This window comes from Streptacidiphilus monticola (assembly GCF_042658505.1).
In the GTDB taxonomy this organism is placed as follows: Bacteria; Actinomycetota; Actinomycetes; order Streptomycetales; family Streptomycetaceae; genus Streptacidiphilus; species Streptacidiphilus monticola.
The window spans coordinates 36,795-53,912 of sequence record NZ_JBHSQJ010000007.1 but is presented as its reverse complement, the minus strand read 5'-3'; the positions used below and the strand labels follow the sequence as shown (position 1 = coordinate 53,912).

Annotated in this window: 16 protein-coding genes and 1 tRNA gene; 6 read left to right on the top strand and 11 right to left on the bottom strand. The window is 72.8% G+C overall.

Translation table 11 applies throughout. The annotated features are described in order from the left end of the window. Positions 1–93: 93 nt before the first annotated feature. From cysS to ACFP3V_RS02245, 3 genes are all read left to right on the top strand, one after another. Positions 94–1,491 carry a cysteine--tRNA ligase gene (gene cysS, locus ACFP3V_RS02255; protein WP_380579079.1) on the top strand — a complete coding sequence of 466 codons (1,398 nt, stop codon included), beginning with the start codon at positions 94–96 and terminating at the stop codon, positions 1,489–1,491. A gap of 66 nt (positions 1,492–1,557) precedes the next feature. Continuing rightward, positions 1,558–2,535 carry a 23S rRNA (guanosine(2251)-2'-O)-methyltransferase RlmB gene (gene rlmB, locus ACFP3V_RS02250; protein ID WP_380579077.1) on the top strand — a complete coding sequence of 326 codons (978 nt, stop codon included), beginning with the start codon at positions 1,558–1,560 and terminating at the stop codon, positions 2,533–2,535. 637 nt (positions 2,536–3,172) lie between these two features. Next, the gene (locus ACFP3V_RS02245; protein WP_380579075.1) at positions 3,173–4,594 is read left to right on the top strand and encodes a DoxX family membrane protein; all 1,422 of its coding nucleotides are present in this window, start codon (positions 3,173–3,175) and stop codon (positions 4,592–4,594) included. A gap of 87 nt (positions 4,595–4,681) precedes the next feature. Here ACFP3V_RS02245 and ACFP3V_RS02240 read toward each other — a convergent pair whose 3' ends face one another. The 3 genes from ACFP3V_RS02240 to ACFP3V_RS02230 form a co-directional block, all read right to left on the bottom strand. Continuing rightward, positions 4,682–5,455, bottom strand: coding sequence for a nucleotidyltransferase family protein (locus ACFP3V_RS02240; RefSeq protein ID WP_380579073.1), 774 nt, complete (start codon positions 5,453–5,455; stop codon positions 4,682–4,684). A gap of 85 nt (positions 5,456–5,540) precedes the next feature. Further along, positions 5,541–5,975 (bottom strand): hypothetical protein, encoded by a 435-nt coding sequence (locus ACFP3V_RS02235; RefSeq protein WP_380579071.1) that lies wholly within the window; start codon positions 5,973–5,975, stop codon positions 5,541–5,543. 178 nt (positions 5,976–6,153) lie between these two features. Then, on the bottom strand, positions 6,154–7,266 hold the full coding sequence (locus tag ACFP3V_RS02230) for an ABC transporter ATP-binding protein (protein WP_380579069.1): 1,113 nt from the start codon (positions 7,264–7,266) through the stop codon (positions 6,154–6,156). Between the two features lie 324 nt (positions 7,267–7,590). Here ACFP3V_RS02230 and ACFP3V_RS02225 point away from each other — a divergent pair. Further along, a tRNA-Thr gene (locus tag ACFP3V_RS02225) sits at positions 7,591–7,663 on the top strand. A 451-nt stretch (positions 7,664–8,114) separates the two neighbouring features. Next, positions 8,115–8,519: a DUF6924 domain-containing protein gene (locus ACFP3V_RS02220; protein WP_380579067.1), complete on the top strand. Its 405-nt coding sequence runs from the start codon at positions 8,115–8,117 to the stop codon at positions 8,517–8,519. A 67-nt stretch (positions 8,520–8,586) separates the two neighbouring features. Here ACFP3V_RS02220 and ACFP3V_RS02215 read toward each other — a convergent pair whose 3' ends face one another. After that, the gene (locus tag ACFP3V_RS02215; protein WP_380579065.1) at positions 8,587–9,333 is read right to left on the bottom strand and encodes a hypothetical protein; all 747 of its coding nucleotides are present in this window, start codon (positions 9,331–9,333) and stop codon (positions 8,587–8,589) included. A 321-nt stretch (positions 9,334–9,654) separates the two neighbouring features. Next, positions 9,655–10,320 (bottom strand): DUF4097 family beta strand repeat-containing protein, encoded by a 666-nt coding sequence (locus tag ACFP3V_RS02210; protein ID WP_380579063.1) that lies wholly within the window; start codon positions 10,318–10,320, stop codon positions 9,655–9,657. A 234-nt stretch (positions 10,321–10,554) separates the two neighbouring features. Here ACFP3V_RS02210 and ACFP3V_RS02205 point away from each other — a divergent pair, with 234 nt between their 5' ends. After that, the gene (locus tag ACFP3V_RS02205; RefSeq protein WP_380579061.1) at positions 10,555–11,346 is read left to right on the top strand and encodes a helix-turn-helix domain-containing protein; all 792 of its coding nucleotides are present in this window, start codon (positions 10,555–10,557) and stop codon (positions 11,344–11,346) included. A gap of 45 nt (positions 11,347–11,391) precedes the next feature. On the opposite strand, the gene ACFP3V_RS02200 is transcribed toward ACFP3V_RS02205, so the two are convergent. The 6 genes from ACFP3V_RS02200 to ACFP3V_RS02175 form a co-directional block, all read right to left on the bottom strand. Continuing rightward, the gene (locus ACFP3V_RS02200; protein ID WP_380579059.1) at positions 11,392–12,777 is read right to left on the bottom strand and encodes a wax ester/triacylglycerol synthase domain-containing protein; all 1,386 of its coding nucleotides are present in this window, start codon (positions 12,775–12,777) and stop codon (positions 11,392–11,394) included. Beyond that, the gene (locus tag ACFP3V_RS02195; RefSeq protein ID WP_380579057.1) at positions 12,777–13,883 is read right to left on the bottom strand and encodes an alpha/beta hydrolase family protein; all 1,107 of its coding nucleotides are present in this window, start codon (positions 13,881–13,883) and stop codon (positions 12,777–12,779) included. Before ACFP3V_RS02195 ends, ACFP3V_RS02200 begins: the two co-directional genes overlap by 1 nt. A 24-nt stretch (positions 13,884–13,907) precedes the next feature. Then, positions 13,908–14,819: a 4'-phosphopantetheinyl transferase family protein gene (locus tag ACFP3V_RS02190; protein WP_380579055.1), complete on the bottom strand. Its 912-nt coding sequence runs from the start codon at positions 14,817–14,819 to the stop codon at positions 13,908–13,910. Beyond that, the gene (locus tag ACFP3V_RS02185) at positions 14,713–15,651 is read right to left on the bottom strand and encodes a 2-oxo acid dehydrogenase subunit E2 (protein ID WP_380579053.1); all 939 of its coding nucleotides are present in this window, start codon (positions 15,649–15,651) and stop codon (positions 14,713–14,715) included. The genes ACFP3V_RS02190 and ACFP3V_RS02185 overlap by 107 nt, the downstream gene beginning before the upstream one ends. Then, positions 15,648–15,887: an acyl carrier protein gene (locus ACFP3V_RS02180; protein ID WP_380579051.1), complete on the bottom strand. Its 240-nt coding sequence runs from the start codon at positions 15,885–15,887 to the stop codon at positions 15,648–15,650. The genes ACFP3V_RS02185 and ACFP3V_RS02180 overlap by 4 nt, the downstream gene beginning before the upstream one ends. Before the next feature lie 110 nt (positions 15,888–15,997). Further along, positions 15,998–17,026 carry a 3-oxoacyl-ACP synthase III family protein gene (locus ACFP3V_RS02175; RefSeq protein WP_380579049.1) on the bottom strand — a complete coding sequence of 343 codons (1,029 nt, stop codon included), beginning with the start codon at positions 17,024–17,026 and terminating at the stop codon, positions 15,998–16,000. Between the last annotated feature and the right edge of the window lie 92 nt (positions 17,027–17,118).

Sequence of the window (17,118 nt, the reverse complement as noted above, 5' to 3'; positions counted from 1 at the left end):
GTCCGTCGGATTTGTGTCACCGGCGTGAAGCCTGGATGGCCCCCGGCCGCGATCGGGCCTGGGCACCCCCCGGCTCCCACTACGCTTGACGCCGTGAGTATTCGTCTGCACGACACCGCCGCCGGTCAGGTCCGTGACTTCGTCCCGATCACGCCGGGCTGCGTCTCGATCTACCTGTGCGGCGCGACCGTGCAGGCCGCTCCGCACATCGGCCACATCCGGTCCGGGCTGAACTTCGACATCATGCGTCGCTGGTTCGCCTACCGCGGCTACGACGTGACCCTGCTGCGCAACGTCACCGACATCGACGACAAGATCATCGCGAAGTCGCGGGAGACCGGCCTGCCCTGGTGGCAGATCGGCTACGCCAACGAGCGCGCCTTCGACGAGGGCTACACCGCGCTGGGCTGCCTGCCGCCGACGGTGGAGCCGCGGGCGACCGGGCACATCCCCGAGATGATCGAGATGATGCGGACGCTGATCGAGCGCGGCTACGCCTACGAGTCCGAGGGCAACGTCTACTTCAGCGTCACCTCCTACCCGGGCTACCTGGAGCTCTCGCACCAGCAGCTGGAGAACCTGCTGCAGCCCGAGAGCGAGGGCGAGACCGGCAAGCGGGACCCGCGCGACTTCGCCATGTGGAAGGCGGCCAAGCCGGGCGAGCCCAGCTGGGAGACGCCCTGGGGCCGGGGCCGTCCGGGCTGGCACCTGGAGTGCTCGGCGATGGCGCACAAGTACCTGGGCCGCGCTTTCGACATCCACGGCGGTGGGCGGGACCTGATCTTCCCGCACCACGAGAACGAGATCGCGCAGTCCAAGGCCTTCGGCGACGACTTCGCGAGCTACTGGCTGCACAACGCCTGGGTGACCCTGCGCGGCGAGAAGATGAGCAAGTCGCTGGGCAACTCGGTGCTGGTCTCCGAGATGGTGAAGACCTGGCGGCCGATCGTGCTCCGCTACTACCTGGGCACCCCCCACTACCGCTCGACCATCGAGTACAGCGAGGAGGCGCTGCGTGAGGCCGAGACCGGGTTCAACCGGATCGAGGGCTTCGCGGAGCGGGTCACCGAGCTGCACGGCGAGGTCGCCCCGGCGACCGAGGTGCCGCCGGCCTTCGCCGAGGCGATGGACGAGGACTTCGGCGTCCCGCAGGCGATGGCGATCGTGCACACCGCCGTCCGGCAGGGCAACGCCGCGCTCGCGGCGGACGACAAGGAGAGCGCGGTCGCGCGGCTCTCCGAGGTCCGTGCGATGCTCGGGGTGCTCGGCCTCGACCCGCTCGACCCCTTCTGGCGCGGTGGCGGCTCGGGCACCGGCGAGCAGCTCGCCGACGTGGTCGACGCCCTGGTCGCCCTGGTGCTGGAGCAGCGCCAGGCGGCGCGGTCCCGCAAGGACTACGCCACCTCGGACGCGATCCGGGACCGGCTCACCCAGGCCGGACTGAGCATCGAGGACGGCGCCGAGGGCTCGCGCTGGACCCTCAACAAGTGATCTGACCAGGTGGGTTCACCACCGGGTGGTCTGACGATCGATCAAGCAGGAAGCAGGAAGCAGCAGATGGCCGGCAACAGCCAGCGGAGGAACCGCCGCAACCCTGGCAGCAAGAAGGGCGCGTCGGTCGGCACCGGTGGCCACAGCCGCAGGGCGCTCGAGGGCAAGGGCCCGACCCCGCCCGCCGAGATGCGCAAGGGCCACCCGAAGCAGCGCGCCGCGAACGCGGCCGCGAAGCGGGCGGCCGACGCGCGAGCGCGTGCGGGCATGCGCCGGGGCGGCCTCCAGGGGCGCACCGGAAAGAGCGGCACGGAGCTGGTCTACGGCCGCAACTCCGTGCTGGAGGCCCTGGAGGGCGGCGTCCCCGCGTCGGCGCTGTACGTGCTGCAGTTCATCGACAACGACGACCGGGTGCGCGAGGCGCTGAAGCTGGCGACCGAGCGCGGCGTGCCGCTGCTGGAGGCGCCCCGGCAGCAGCTGGACAACCTGGCGGAGGGCAACAACCACCAGGGGCTGATCCTCCAGGTGCCCCCGTACGAGTACGCGCACCCGGACGACCTGCTGGCCGCCGCGGCGAACGCCCACGCCGCCCCACTGATCGTGGCGCTGGACGGGATCACCGACTCGCGCAACCTGGGCGCGGTGGTCCGGTCCGTGGCCGCCTTCGACGGCCACGGTGTCGTCATCCCTGAGCGCCGCTCGGCGGGGATGACGGCGGGTGCGTGGAAGACCTCGTCGGGCGCGGCGGCCCGGGTGCCGGTCGCCCGCGCGACCAACCTGACCCGGACTCTGGAGTCGTACCAGAAGGCCGGCTGCTTCGTGGTGGGCCTGGCCGCGGACGGGACCGGGACGATCACCGACCTGGACGCGCTGACCGGGCCCGTCGTCCTGGTCATCGGATCCGAGGGCAAGGGCCTGTCCCGACTGGTCGCCGAGACCTGCGACCTGACGGTCCGTATCCCCATGCCCGGCCAGGCCGAAAGCCTCAACGCGGGCGTGGCCGCGGGCATCGTCCTCTACGAAGCCGCCCGACTGCGGGCGTAGGGGGCTGGGCGAGGGGGCGCTGTAGCCCCCGCCCCCCGCCCCGGCCCCCACGGCGTCGAGCTGCGCGAGCCCGCCCCGCTCGCGGGCGCGGGTCCGCAACCGGCCCCTGTGCGGCGTGCTGCGTGCATGCGCCCCGCTACGCGGTGCGGGCGACCGGCGGCCGTCGCGTTCCCCGCCCCCGGGGGTCGGGGCAGCCTGGCGTTCCCGGCCGAAGGCTGGGACAGCGCGGCCTGCGTGCTGCCTGGCGGCGCGGCGGAGCCGCGGACGCGCCCGGACGCGGCCGCCGGGGAGGGGCGCGGGTCCGCACCGGCCCCTGTGCGGCGTGCTGCGTGGGTGCGCCCCGCTACGCGGTGCGGGCGACCGGCGGCCGTCGCGTTCCCCGCCCCCGGGGGTCGGGGCAGCCTGGCGTTCCCCGCTGAAGGCTGGGAGAGCGCGGCCTGCGTGCTGCCTGGCGGCGCGGCGGAGCCGCGGACGCGGCCGCCGGCGACCGGTGCGGGCGGCCTTGGCGTTCGCGGGGCCGGGGTGGCGGGTTGGCCGCGGGCCGTGTTTCCACGCCGCTGGTGGGCGCTTGCTTCGCCATGGGCAGTTGCAGGGCTGGGGGCAGTGTCCTAACGGGGGTTCATCCGGTTAGAGGAGTGTGGACACACGAACAGCCTCGCGTCCTCGTAGGGACGCCGCGGAGGAGATCGCGTTCGCGTCGGTGAAGGTGCCGTCCGATCCCGCGCGGCTCAACACCACCACGGCGAGTTTCCGGGTTCGGTTCACGCCGCCGCCGGTCTCGTTGATCGAGCCGGCCGTGCCGCTGGCCGCGCCCAGCGCGGAGCTGGTGCTGCCGCCGCTCGTGGCCCCCGCCGGCGCGCCGAGGCGGCAGCCGCGGGTACGGACGATCACGTGGGCGGGGGAGGCGTCCCCGCTGCTCGCCGCGGCCGTCGCGGGCACCGGCACCGTTCCGGCCCAGGGCCTCGGCCCGGACACGGAGCTGACGGCGGGTCAGGACACCACGCAGGTGCTGGTGCGGCCCGACTACGAGACCGAGCTGGGCGCCGTCGAGCTCGCGCCGATCCCCGCGCCCGACCCCGACCGCGGCGACTGGTACCCGCGCCGCCGGGTGGACCTGGGCCTGGTGCTGCTGCCGCTGCGCATCCTGCTCGGCTGCGTCAGCGTCTGGGCCGGCTTCAGCAAGCTCTGCGATCCCGTGTACTTCGACGGGGGCGCGCGCGGCTCGATGATGCACTGGCTGCAGTCGCTGCACCCGTGGTCCGCCGCCGAGCCGCTGCTGCAGTTCGCGCTGACCCACCCGGTGGGCGCGGGGCTGGCGGTGGCCTTCACCCAGGTGGTCTGCGGCGTGCTGGCCATCCTCGGCCTGTGGATGCGCCCGGCCGCCGCGGCGACCATGGCGCTCAGCGCGGCCCTGCTGGTGACCGTGGCCTGGCAGTCCGTCCCGGCGTACGACGCGCCGGAGTTCCTCTACCTGGTCGCCTGGAGTCCGCTGCTGCTGGCGGGTGCCCCGATGTTCTCGCTGGACGGCTGGCTCGCCCTGGACGCCTGGCGCAAGCTCGGCGAGCGGGCCTCGACCGCGCGGCTCCGGCGGCGGGTGCTGCGGCGCGGCGTGGTGCTGACCACGCTGGTGGTCGGCACCGCCATGGTGCTGGGCTCGATGCTGGGCGCGGCGGTGCGCACCTCCAAGCTGGAGTCGGCCACGGTCCCGGAGAACCCGGCCACGCCGTCGGGGACGGAGTACCCGAGCCCGGTCTGGCCCAGTGGCGTCATCCCCGCCCAGGGCACCGGTTCGGGGCAGCAGCACGGCAAGCCGGCGAAGAAGCCCCGGGTGTCCGCGTCGCCCTCGCCGCACGCCTCGGCGAGCGCGCGTCACCACGGCGGGGGCACCACGACGTCCGGCTCCTCGACGACCACCAAGGCCTCGTCGAGCGGCGGGAGTTCGCCGCGGAGCAGCAGCTCCGGCGGCAGCGGCGGCGGCCACACCTCGGCGCCGAAGCCGTCGTCGTCCAGCCCGAGCAGCACCAACGGTGTCATCGGGGGCCTGCTGGGCGGCCACTGACGGAGCGTCAGCAAAGCGAAGGGGCGCGGGGCCCGCAGGCCCCGCGCCCCTTACGGCTCTACGCTCCGGTGCCTGGTCCTGCGCGCGTCAGGCCTCCGCGCGGGCCCGGGCTGCGGCCAGTTCCTTGGCGGCCTCGTTGAGGTCCTTGGCGGTGTCGATCGCCCGCCAGTAGACGCCCTGCGGCAGTTCGTAGCCGGCCAGCCGGCGTTCGCGCGCGAGCCGCGGGAAGGTGCTGCGCTCGTGGTCGCCGAGGTCCGGGAGCATCGCCGTGAACTCGGCCGAGAAGACGTAGACGCCCGCGTTGATCAGGTACGGCGAGGGCGGCGACTCGATGAAGTCGTTGATGGTGCCGAACTGGTCGACATCGACGGTGCCCCACGGCAGCCGGGGGCGGGCCAGGGCGAGCGTCGCGGCGGCGGCCCGCTCGTCGTGGAAGGCGGCCATCCGGCGCAGGTTGAAACGGGTCCAGATGTCGCCGTTGGTGGCGTACCAGGGCTCGTCGTGGCGCGGCAGCGAGGAGGCGGCGAACTTGAGGCCGCCACCGCGGCCCAGCGGCTCGGTCTCGACGACGGTGGTGACGGCGACCGGCAGATCCGCGGTCTTGAGCCAGTCCTGGAGCACGTCGGCCAGGTAGCCGCAGGAGATGACGACGTCGGTGACGCCGTGCTCGGCCAGCCACTGGAGCTGGTGGCCGATGATCGGGACCCCGGTGCCCGGGATCTCGATCATCGGCTTCGGGCGCGTGTCGGTGTACGGCCGGAGGCGGGAGCCCTGGCCGCCGGCCAGGATGACGGCCTGCGTCACCGGCGGGGCGGACAGCGGGGATTCCCCGCTGTCGGGGAGAAGCTGCTCTGCGGTCATGGCGCACACCCTATGCGCCTCGGGTGACGTGACGGTTGACGGCTGCCCCGTTCTTGACGGCTGTCCCGTCCGCCGTCACGTCAACTCAGTGAGCGGCGCCCGCGGCGGTGGCCCCGGAGGCGAAGGAGGCGTCGCAGACCGGGCGGGCGTAGGACAGCGCGCGCTTGACGTCGCCCTGGTACTTGCGCACCGCCGCCTGCCCCAGCTCGCGGGCGATGCCCGTGCAGTAGGCGCGCAGGTCGGGGTGCTGTTCCATGGCCCGCTGCAGGCCGTTGAGCGCCGTGCCGGGGTTGCCGGTGCGCAGTTCGCGCAGCAGGCGGTCGCGCAGGGCGTCCTGCGGGGCCTGCGCGTGGGCCTGGTTCTGGGCGTCGGCACGCGCGGCGGCGGCCAGCATGTTGGCGTCACTGGAACTGGGCGGCGCCCAGTTCACCCTGGTCACCGCGAGGGTGCCCGTGGTCACCATGACGACGGGCAGGACGAAGGCGAGGGTGCGGCCGAGTCGGCGGGCTAGCTGCTTCACAGCAGGGGATGCTAGCGAGGGGTATCGCGATGGTGACTCTAAGTCACTCCAATGAGTGACAGGCGTGCCGGTTTTGTCCCGGAAGCGGAGTGCAGCAAACCGCCCTCACGGGTGAACCCGTGAGGGCGGAGAGTTGACGTTCCGTCAGTGCCGCAGGCCTGTCGGGCCGTCGGCTCCGTCAGTCGCCGAGGCGGTTGCCGGTGTTGGTGGAGAAGACGTGGGTCTCGCCGGTGCGCGGCACCACGTGCAGCACCTCGCCACGGGCCGGGATGGAGCGGCCGCCGACGCGGATGACCAGGTCCTTCTTCTCGCCGCCGAGGTCGGCGGTGCCGTAGACGTAGCCGTCGGCGCCGAGCTCCTCGACCACGTTGACGGTGACGGCCAGACCGCTGCCGCCCTTGGCCAGGCCCTCGCCCTCGGACACGACGTCCAGGTGCTCCGGGCGGACGCCCAGCGTCAGCGTGGTGTCGCCGGCCTCGGACGCCTGGGCCAGGGCCTCGCGGGAGACCGGCACCAGCGAGTCACCGAACTTCACGCCGCCGTCGGCGATCGGGACCTCGATCAGGTTCATCGCCGGGGAGCCGATGAAGCCCGCGACGAAGAGGTTGGCCGGCTTGTCGTACATGTTGCGCGGGGTGTCGACCTGCTGCAGCAGTCCGTCCTTGAGGACGGCCACGCGGTCGCCCATGGTGAGCGCCTCGACCTGGTCGTGCGTCACGTAGACGGTGGTGATGCCCAGTCGGCGCTGCAGCGAGGCGATCTGGGTGCGGGTGGACACACGGAGCTTGGCGTCCAGGTTGGACAGCGGCTCGTCCATGAGGAAGACCTGCGGCTCGCGGACGATGGCGCGGCCCATGGCGACGCGCTGGCGCTGACCGCCGGAGAGGGCCTTCGGCTTGCGGTCCAGGTACTGGGTCAGGTCGAGGATCTTCGCGGCCTCCTCGACCTTCGCGCGGATCTCGGCCTTGTTGACGCCGGCGATCTTCAGGGCGAAGCCCATGTTCTCGGCGACCGTCATGTGCGGGTAGAGCGCGTAGTTCTGGAACACCATCGCGATGTTCCGGTCCTTCGGCGGCAGGTGGGTCACGTCGCGGTCGCCGATGCGGATGGCGCCGCCGTTCACGTCCTCGAGGCCCGCCAGCATGCGCAGCGAGGTGGACTTGCCACAGCCGGAGGGGCCGACCAGGACGAGGAACTCGCCGTCCTCGATCTGCAGGTCGAGCGCGTCGACGGCGGGCTTGGTGCCACCCGGGTAGAGGCGGGTGGCCTTGTCATAAGTCACCGAAGGCATGGGTGATCTGTCTCCTTCACCGGCAGGAACGTGCCGGACGATCCGAGTGAAGCCCCCTGACGGGGCCCGTAAAGGGGGTCCGGGCGACGGTACCTGGCGTTCCGTCTGTTTGTCAGCAGGTCAGACGAAACGAATTCATCACCCCCGGCCCCGGTGCTCGCCTCGCACCCCCGGCCCCGGTGCTCGCCCCGCACCCCCGGCCCCGGTGCTCGCCCCGCCCCCCCGGCCCCGGTGCTCGCCCCGCATACCCGCCCAGGGCGGCCGCCCCTCCGGGTAGACTGCGGCCCGGACCTGCCGTGGCGGCATGCTGCGGACAGGCTCCGTGCCTCCTTAGCTCAGTTGGTAGAGCGCCGCTCTTGTAAAGCGAAGGTCGTCGGTTCGAGTCCGACAGGGGGCTCGGCGGCTGACCAGCCGCGACAGCGAGCAGGGCCCCGCACTGAGACCAGCGCGGGGTCGCCGTGCCGCCAGGTCCCGCACCAGTACCCGGCCCGACCGCGATGCCGGTTCCCCGGAGGCGCCTGACGCCACCGACCCCGCAATGTGGCTTCGTTGGGGTCGCGTGCCTTTCGCAGTTCGAACGCCAGGTGGGAACTGCCCAGTTCGGAGGCACTGCGTCCTGCTCTGCAGGGCGGGCTTCTTGGAGCCCGGGCGGAGCGGGCACCGGCCGGCCGCGCTCTGCGGCGGCCAGGGCGGCGCTCGTGAGATCGAAGGGTGTGTCCAAGGGCATGGCTCCTCTGGTAGTCCAGGGCAGGTCCGGAAGGACGTGCTGTCGGTGACGCGTGAGAAGGTCCCAGCACTGGACCGTCACCCGGTAGCAGAGGAGAGGGAGTAAGCGGCAACTGCCCCCCGTGGTCCGCGATGAGGACTGGGCATCACTGGTCGTCAGGACTGACTACAGCGATGAGCAGGGGTGGCAGGCGGTGAGGGCTGCGCTCATGGAGCCGTGGGGGGACTGGCAGCAGGACGCCGATGTGCAGTTCGTCGACGATCCCGCTTGGAGCGAGGCCTCAGTGGACGAGGTGCTGGCCGTCGTCGATGAGTACCTGAGCGTCGTTTTTCTCGCGGACGCGATCACCATGCGCGAGCCTCGTCGTGCCCTCTTGGCGGTCAAGGTTCTCGATGACGAGGAGTGGGAGGACGATGAGGACTCGGGGGCGTGGGCCGAGCTCGGTCGCCCCTTTCGCATCGTTCCGGCCGAGTTCACGGCACACTCTTCCGCGTGGCGTGGCACTCCCGGATCAGCGCTTCAGTGACGCCCCCGGCAGCGGTGTCGGCCCCGTCATTGACCAGGGGCAGGGTCCCCGGGGCCTGCTGGCGCGACTAGGACGGTCGCGCGGCCCGCGCGCTATCGCTCAACCGCTTCACCTGATCGCTGCTCAGACGCCGGGTCTCCCAGAGGAGATCGGCCACGTCGATTGAGACCGGCGATGGAGCCGGGGTTCGGTGCGGCGGCTCGACGCCGGTCAGTGCGGCCAGGTCGCGGACGGGAACACCCAACACGGTCGCGTAGTCGGCCAGCAGTTCGGGGGTCACCACTCTGCGGCCGCGACCGACCTGTCCGTAGGTGGCTGCGGACCAGTACCGGCCGGTGAGGGCCAGGAAGGTCCGGGCTCCGGAGGCCAAGTCCAGGTTTCGGTTGGCGAGCAGACGCGCGAGGACCCTGCCCGGGCCGGGCGGATACTTCAGATGAGGTCGCGGCCCCGGAGCAGGCTGAGTGCGGGGCTCCTGCGGCAGCGCGCCCGCGAGCCGGCGCAGGTGGGCCCGTTCTGGCGTGGGCAGCTTCGCCGCCTGGCAGGCCAGAGTCGCCGCCCAGGTTCCGGCTCGCGGGTCCAGGGGGGTCATCTCGAGCGGCAGGGTCACTTCGGCGATGACGAACAGATCCTCCGGGTGCAGGTGGAAGGCTGACGCCAGCCTGCGCAGGAGCGCCGGGCTGGGACTTGCTCCGTCGAAGACCGCGCGGAGTTCGTCCTCACCGACGGCGGACAGACTCGCAAGGTCCCCGACAGCGAGGGCGCGTCGATCCGCCAGCCGTTTCAAGGACACGTTGAAGCCTGGGAGTTCCGTCACCCGGCAGACCCTAGCGACGGAGCGCACATCAGTGGCGGTCGCCTCCTTGGGGGTTGACCTCAGTGGATGCAGATCGTCTTGACCGCGAATCCCCGATGAGGCGTTCGACCACCGACCACGCCCGGTCGGTGGTCAGCACCGGGAGGCTGTGGCGCTCTGCGATGGCGTTGCACAGCGAGTCCGCGGGGGACGAAGTGCCGGGGGCTTCCCGTTCCGGGTGTGCCGAGGTCCGCCTCGGTCCATCGGGAGCGGGCGGCACAGGAGTGCCGTGGTCCACCGGCCCCGCCGAACTGGTCGGCGGGGCCGGTTCTGGTTCGCGGCTCACAGGCTGCGTGCGGTGATGTCGCCGTGGGAGGTGGTGGCGCGGATGGCGAGGGTGGGGGTGCCGTCGTTCTTGAGGGAGTTGCTGATGCGGCCGTAGCCGGTGTCGGCGTCCAGGGTGGCGGAGACGCCGGGGGCGGCGGTGACCGAGATGGAGCCGGACTGGGTGCGGAGCACGACGGCGCCGGCGCCGGCCTCGGCGATGCGGATGTCGCCGCGGGGGGTGGTGATCTCGGCGGGGCCGGTGAGGCGGCCGATCTCGACGTCGCCGTCGATCGCGGTGAGGCGGACGTGGGCGGCTTCGTCGATCTTGATCTGGCGGTAGGCGCCGGCGAAGTCGAGATCGCCCAGGCGGCCGACGACGCGGAGTTCGCAGCTGGCGGTCTCGGCCTCCACCCGGGAGCCGGTGGGCAGTTGGACGGTGACCTCCACGGAGCCGGAGGGGCCGAAGAGCTGGTTGGCGGCCTCGGCGGCCTGGATCCGCAGGACCCCTTCGCTGAAGGAGACGGTGGTCTTCTCGGCGGCGCGGACGTCGCGGTTCTTGCCGGGGTTGGCGGGCCGGATGTCGACGGTGGTGTCGGTGCGGTCGGCGGCGATGAGCTGGACGCGCCCGGCGGGGATCTGCAGGACGGCGGCGATCGGGGCGGTGGTGTCGAACTTCTGCATCGTGGGCTCCAGTGTGCGAGGTGGCGTTTCTGATATGGGAAACGCTACGTTGCTTTCTGCAGGATGGCAACTAGATCGTTGCGACACTCCTGCGTAATAGCAGCTCAGGAGCTAGAAAGTGTTGCAATGGAGTGACGGGCAATGCAATGAGGCGAAAGGCCGCCATTGCAATGACTGAGGGTGAACGCTATGGTGGGTGCGCCGCGACCACGAAGGACCACCGAGGAGAACGCGATGCCCGGAGGCAGGCTCACCCAGCAGGAGCGTCAGCAGATCGCGCTGGGGCTGGCCGACAGCCTGCCCTACGCCGAGATCGCACGGCGGCTGGACCGGCCGACCTCGACCGTCACCCGTGAGGTGATGCGCAACGGCGGCCCTACCGCCTATCGCGCGGACCTGGCCCACCGGGCAACCGAGCGGCGGGCCCATCGGCGCAGGCCGGCGTCGCCGCGCGGCGAAGGGGCCGCTGCGCGGCCGCAGGGGCGGGACGCCGAGGCCGTGGTCGAGTACGAGGAGACGCTGACGACCGTCCTCATGGCCACGGGCGTGCCCAAGATGGCGGCCCGGGTGCTCACCTGCCTGTTCACCAGCGAAACGGGGAGTGTCACCGCGGCCGAGCTGGCCCGGCGGCTAGAGGTCAGCCCGGCGTCCATCTCCAAGGCGATCGCCTTCCTGGAGAGCCAGAGCCTGGTGCGCAGGGAGCGCGACGAGCGGCGCCGGGACCGGTACATCGTCGACGACGAGCTGTTCTTCCAGGCGACGGTCGCCAGCGCCCGGGCGAACGACCAACTCGTCGCCGTCGCGCGGCAGGGCGTCGCCGTGCTCGGGCCGGACAGCCTGGCCGCCACGCGGCTGGAGAACATCGCCCGCTTCCTGGACTTCATCAGCGAGAGCATCCTGCGCGCCGCGGAGCAGGCCCGCGAAGTGCTGCACACCAGGCCCGAGCCGGCCGTGGCGAAGGCAGGGCAGGCGGTGGACGCGGAGGAGGCCAGGAACGGGGAGGAAGAGCGGGCCGGGCGGTCCTAGGGGCGCGGTCACGGGGGCGTTCCGGGCGTGGCCGCGCCGCCAGGGTCAGGTGCGCAGCAGTTCCGCCAGTTCCGCGCTGAGGGCCGGCCCGAGCAGCCGGGGGTCGCGGTAACTGACCACCGTGCCATGGACGGTGACATGCACGCGGTCACGGTAGCGGCTCGTCGCCAGGGCGAGGAGGTGGCCCTGGGCGAGCGGGGGGAGGGGGTGGACGGCGGCCAGCGGCGCGCCGCCGAGGGTGAACGGCAGGCCCGGGATCGGGACGTCGGTCGCGAGGGCGTCGAAGAGCAGCGGGGCCGTCGGGCGCAGCAGCGGGCCGGTGAAGCGCTGGACGCCGGCCGGCAGCAGTTCCGGGAGGGTGGCGACGGCGCCCGCGCCCCGGGAGGGGCCGTGGTCCTTGCAGGCGGCCATGGACTCGCGGACCCGGAACAGCCGTACCAGCGGGTCGGGTTCGCTCAGCGGCAGGGTGACCAGGTAGCCGGACAGCTGGTTGCCGTGCAGCACCTCCCCGGCCCGGGTGCGGCGGCTGACCGGGACGAGGACGCGCGTGCTGTGCCGTTCCGGATCGTGGCCCAGACCCAGGTACCAGCGGCGCAACGCGCCCGCCAGCAGGGCGAGTACGACGTCGTGCAGGGTGCCGCCGTGGGCCCGCCGGACGCGCTGGAGTTCGGCCAGCGGGAACGAACGCAGCGTCAGGACGCGGTCGACGGAGCCGGTCGGGCTGTGCAGGGGGTGGCCGCTGGGGCGCATGACGCTGCCGAGCGCGGCGGTGGCCACCCCGGTGAGGACGGAGGAGGAGCGCAGCGCCTGGTCGGTCAGGCGGCGCAGTGGAGCGGGGAGGGTAGGCACAAAAGGAGGTCCAACAGGTGGTACAGGAGGTGGTCCGGAGACGGGAGTTGACGGGGCGGAGGGGGCGCCGGGAGAGGCCACGGCAGAGGCGGCGGAGTGCTGGAGGCGGTCGAAGAGGCGGGTGACGATCTCGACCGCGCGCAGTCCGTCCACGGCCGCGTGGTGGAGCTTGGTCAGCAGGTGGAAGCCCTCCTCGGGGCCGCCGGGCCGGAACAGTACGTGCAGTTCCCAGGGCGGCAGCCCCCGGTGCAGCGGGCCGGCCATGAGCGACGCGGCGAGCCGCTCCACCGCGCCGGCGCCGCCCCCGACCTCGTGGACGCGGACGTGGCGCGGGGCGTGGAAGTTCGGGTCGGGCACCCACTGCGGGGCCTTGAAGGGGTTGAGCGGCACCGAGACGACCTGGCGCAGCCGCGGCGACCGGGCCGCCCGCTCCGCCAGCAGCACGGGCAGCACGTCGGCCGGGGGGCCGCCGGGGCCGAAGCGGAGCAGGGCGCCCAGGTGCATCGGGGACTCGGCGGACTCCAGGCCGAGGAAGGTCGAGTCCAGGGCCGTCAGCGGGGTGGCGGTGCCGGCGGCGGCCATCAGACCCGGACCCCTCTGCGACGAGCGGCGAACTCCTGGACGGCGAGCACGACTTCGAGCGCGCGGGCGCGCGGGTCCGCCTCCGAGCGGAACCGGAGCAGGGTGGCCAGCAGCCAGGTGCGCATCTCGCCCAGGTGCGCGGGCGAGCCGTGGACGTCGTCGAACTCCTTGAGTGCCAGCCGGTCCAGGGCGGCGCCCAGCAGGTGGCTGTCGCCGCGCGGGATGATCTCGTCGCGGCTGGACAGGACGTAGCCCACCGAGGCGGTCACCGTCGAGAGCTGAGGGGTGGTCAGCGCCCAGCCCTCGCCGGAGAGTGCGGCGAAGAGCGCGTCCTGGTCCGCGGCTCCGGTGAGCTGGACGAGCACCTCCTTGGTGACGTCCGGGACCTGCGCGCGCCACCACTGCTCGTCCGTGAAGAAGCGGGCGACCGGAGCGCCGACGGTGAGGATGCGGCGGATCCGCCGGTCCTCGATCGAGGCACGCAGGGCGAGGTGGCCGCTGAAGCTGAGGGCCAGCAGCGAGGTGTCGGCGGTGTCGGCCCAGCCGTCCAGGTGGTCGAGCAGTTCGGTGAGGAACCGCCAGGAGCCGGGCCCGTACGGTTGCTCGTTCTCGCCGACGCCGGGCAGTTCGGTGACCACGACGGCGAAGCCCAGCTTGGCGAGCTTGGGCAGCAGCGGCGCCCACTGCTCCTTGGTGGAGACGATGCCGCCCATCACGACCAGCAGCGGGCGCGGGCCGGCCATGTCCAGCCCGGAGGTCCAGGCGCGGACGGTGCCGCCGGGAAGGGCGAACTCCTTGCGCTCGATGCCGCCGCGCTCCTTGCGCCAGGCGTCGATCGCGGCGACGGCGTGCCGCTGCGCGTAGGCGCGGAACTCGTCGGCGGGATAGGGGAACCGGGCCAGGGTGTAGTGGCGGGCGGCGTCGAGGTGGCGGCCCTTGGCGGCGAGCTCGTCGCCGGCGCGGTTCCACACCTGCGCCCAGGAGTCGGCGCTGCCGGGCTCGTCGTCGCGGATGCCGGCCAGCAGCCGGGCGGTGCGGCCCTGCTCCAGGCCCTGGCCGCGGGCGTGCAGCCGGGCGTACTGCTTCAGTTCGGTCAACCGGGCCACGGCGGGCCACCTTTCGCACTCAAGTCACCAGTCGTCGTCTGCGGGAGTGGAACCGGGGCCGCCGGTGTCGTCGTCCGGGTCGTCGGCGAGGACGGCGGCGACGGCGTCCATGAAGCTGGGGTCGAGCATGGTGTGCGCGGCGGTGTCGTCGGTGCGGCCGAAACCGGCGCTGCGGACGGCCACCGCGACGGCGTAGTCGGCGCCGACCGTCCAGGTGCCGAAGGCCCAGGCGTCCTCGCCGCCGCTGCTCCGGTCGGCGCTGCGGACGGTGAGCCTGCCCTTCTCCTCGGCGAAGGTGAAGTCGGTGAAGCGGAACTGCATGCCGACGCCGAGCGCCTTGCTGTAGGACTCCTTGAGCGTCCACAGCCGGACCAGTTCGGGGTCGCGGCGCTCGGCCGGGAGGGCGTCCACGCGGGCGGACTCCTCGGCGCTGCACCAGTGCCGGGCGAGCCCGGCCTCGTGGAACCTGCGGTGGGCGTCCTCCACGTCCACCCCGATGGCGCCGCGGCTGGTGAGGCCGACCAGCAGCAGCCCGTCGGTGTGGCTGAGGCTGATGTCCAGGGAGTCGTTGCCGCGCAGGTACGGCCGCCCGGTGCCGAGGTACCCCAACTCCAGCCGGTCCGGCGGAACTTGGAGCGCGGCCCCGGCCGCGTACTTGAGCAGCACCCGGGACGCGGCGAAGCGGCTGCGCACGCCGGGGTGGCGCTGCTCCAGGTAGCGCTCCCAGTCCTGACGGCCCAGCAGTTCCTTCAGCCGCGGCCCGGCGGCCTGGTCCGGGCGCCAGTCCTCGGTGCGCGCGTAGACCAGGGCGGTGCCGTAGCGGTCCAGGTCAGCCCGGATCTGCGGCCACGGCCCCGAGCGGCCGGCGATCCGGATCAGCGGGCCGAACGCGGGCCCCGTGGCCGCCGGGCCGTGCGGCACCGTCGACGCCGTCATCGAATTCCTCCAGGGTGTGCTTGAGCGCGCCGAGGACCTCGGCGGCGAGGGCGCCGTCGACGACCCGGTGGTCGAAGGCCAGTCCGAGCCGGAGCACGGGGGCCACGACGACCTGCCCGTCGCGGACCACCGGGCGGTCGAGCACCCGCCCGAGGTTCACGGTGAGCGCGGTGCCGCCGACCGAGTGGAAGCCGTCCACCGGCTGGTGGCCCAGCGAGCTGACGGCGACCGTGCCGAAGATCTGCTCGCGGCGGCGGATGTCGCGCAGCGCCAGCGCGAACGCCAACCTGCCTGCCAGAACCGGGAGTCCGGACAGTTTGCGGACGCCGGCGAACTCCGGCAGCCGCTCGGTCTCCGGTCCCCGGTAGCGGTCGATGCGCTGCTGGATCTCGTCCAGCGTCGCCCGCTCCAGGTTCGGCAGCAGCGCGGACAGCACCGTGCGCTGCCCGTCGAGCCGCCGGTCCAGGGCCAGTTTGGCGGTGACGCCGCCGGTGTAGCGGGCGATCCGCGGGGTGCGCCAGCGGCTCGGCCAGCCGGGGGCCATCACCGCGTTGGCCTCGGGGTACTGCGCCAGGACCCGGCCCAGCGCCCAGAGCACGTAGCCGACATGGGAGTAGCCGTGGCCCTCGGCCCTGCGGGCGGCGCGGTGGGCGAGCACCCGGCCCATGTCGACCTCGGTGTCGAGGAAGACGGGCCGCTGGGTGGCGGCGAACTCCTGGAAGTAGACGGTGTGTCTGCGGGAGCGGACCGGCTCCAGCCGGGGCGGCGTCCGCTCGGGCGGCGTCTTGTCCGGCGGCGTCTTGTCCGGCGGTGTCCTCTCCGGTGGAGTCATCCGGTCACCGCCAGGGTGTGCAGTTCGGCCAGGCTGCGGGTCTCCAGCACCCGGCCCACCGGGACCTTGCGGCCGGTGGCCCGTTCCAGCGCGGAGACGAGCTTGAGCAGGTGCAGCGAGTCCCAGCCGGGCAGCCGGTCGTAGTCGAGCTGCAACTCCTCGGCGCCCAGGTCGAGGCCGGTGGCGTCGCGCAGCAGGTCGACGAACTCGGCCGGGGTGGCGATCGGCGCGGTCACGGTCAACTCCTCAGTGAACTCGGGGGCACGGGTGTGGGCACAGGTTCGGGCCGGGGTCTGGTCGGCGGCACGGCCGAGCAGGCAGGAGCGGGGGCGGGGCCGCCGGCGGGTCAGAGCTTCTCCAGGGCGAAGCCGGCCTTCAGCCACTTGCTGGACTCCACCGCGACGGCCAGCGCCTTCTGACCGGACGTCATCCGCCGCAGCAGTCGCTCGGTCTGCAGGAACGGCAGTGCGTTGCCGTTGTTGCCGGTGTCGGCGACGCAGGAGACCTCCTCCGCGCCGGGTACGCCCAGCTCGGCGGTGATCTTCGCCGTCATCACCCCGGACAGTTGCGGCGGCAGCAGGTAGTCCAGGTCCTCCGGGGCCCAGTCGAGTTCGCCGAGCAGCTCCCAGAGGATCTCGCCGGCCATGACCGGCACGGACTCCTCGATCGCCTTGTAGTCCTCCTTGACGGCCTGCTTGCCGCTGTCCTTGTCGGCGACGCCGAACCACTCGATCAGCTGGCCGGGCGAACGGCCCAGTCCCGTCAGCCGGTTGAGCACCCGGCGGAGCGCCACGCGCTCGCCGGACGGTTCCGGTGCGAGCACCGCCGCCCCGGCGCCGTCGCCGAACAGGACGTAGTTGACCAGCTCGCTGGGGGCGGCCCCGGTCAGGTCCTGGCGCAGGTCCAGGTGCTTGCTGCAGACGTCGCCGCCGATGACCAGGCCGGTGCCGCCGGTGGCGGCGACCAGGGTGCGGCCGAGCTCGAGGGCCTGGACCGCGCCCGCGCAGCCGGACTGGAGCTGGTAGGTGGGCACCTGGTCGATACCGAGCCGGTCCGCGACCAGGTTGACGGTGGCCGGCATCAGGTGGTCGGGGGTGGCGGTGCCCATGACCACGAAGTCGATCGCGGAAGGGTCGAGACCGGCGGCGTCGAGGGCGCGTTCGCCGGCCCGGGCGCAGAGGTCGGCGAGGGTGTGGCGGACCTCGCCGCTCTCCACGTCGCGGGCGAAGTGGCGTGTCTTCGTCCCGATGAAGACCTCGATCCACTCCTCGCTCACGCCGAGGGCGGCGGCCAGCCGGGCATTGTCCACCGGGTCGCCCGGCAGGAAGGTGCCGACGGAGACGAGGTACGCCGTCTGCGGGTCCGTCAGGTCCATCTGGAGCTCCAAGGGTCAGCGGGTCGGATGCGGGGTTGCGGGCGGAGCGGGGGCGGGCGGGTCCGGCGGTCAGGAGGCGGCGGTCGCGGCGG

What these genes read in the sequence shown, in the direction of transcription:
- rlmB (WP_380579077.1), top strand. Translation starts at nt 1,558, where the DNA reads ATGGCCGGCAACAGCCAGCGGAGGAACCGCCGCAACCCTGGCAGCAAG.
- ACFP3V_RS02240 (WP_380579073.1), bottom strand. Translation starts at nt 5,455, where the DNA reads ATGACCGCAGAGCAGCTTCTCCCCGACAGCGGGGAATCCCCGCTGTCC.
- ACFP3V_RS02230 (WP_380579069.1), bottom strand. Translation starts at nt 7,266, where the DNA reads ATGCCTTCGGTGACTTATGACAAGGCCACCCGCCTCTACCCGGGTGGC.
- ACFP3V_RS02210 (WP_380579063.1), bottom strand. Translation starts at nt 10,320, where the DNA reads ATGCAGAAGTTCGACACCACCGCCCCGATCGCCGCCGTCCTGCAGATC.
- ACFP3V_RS02205 (WP_380579061.1), top strand. Translation starts at nt 10,555, where the DNA reads ATGCCCGGAGGCAGGCTCACCCAGCAGGAGCGTCAGCAGATCGCGCTG.
- ACFP3V_RS02200 (WP_380579059.1), bottom strand. Translation starts at nt 12,777, where the DNA reads ATGGCCGCCGCCGGCACCGCCACCCCGCTGACGGCCCTGGACTCGACC.
- ACFP3V_RS02190 (WP_380579055.1), bottom strand. Translation starts at nt 14,819, where the DNA reads ATGACGGCGTCGACGGTGCCGCACGGCCCGGCGGCCACGGGGCCCGCG.
- ACFP3V_RS02185 (WP_380579053.1), bottom strand. Translation starts at nt 15,651, where the DNA reads ATGACTCCACCGGAGAGGACACCGCCGGACAAGACGCCGCCGGACAAG.
- ACFP3V_RS02175 (WP_380579049.1), bottom strand. Translation starts at nt 17,026, where the DNA reads ATGGACCTGACGGACCCGCAGACGGCGTACCTCGTCTCCGTCGGCACC.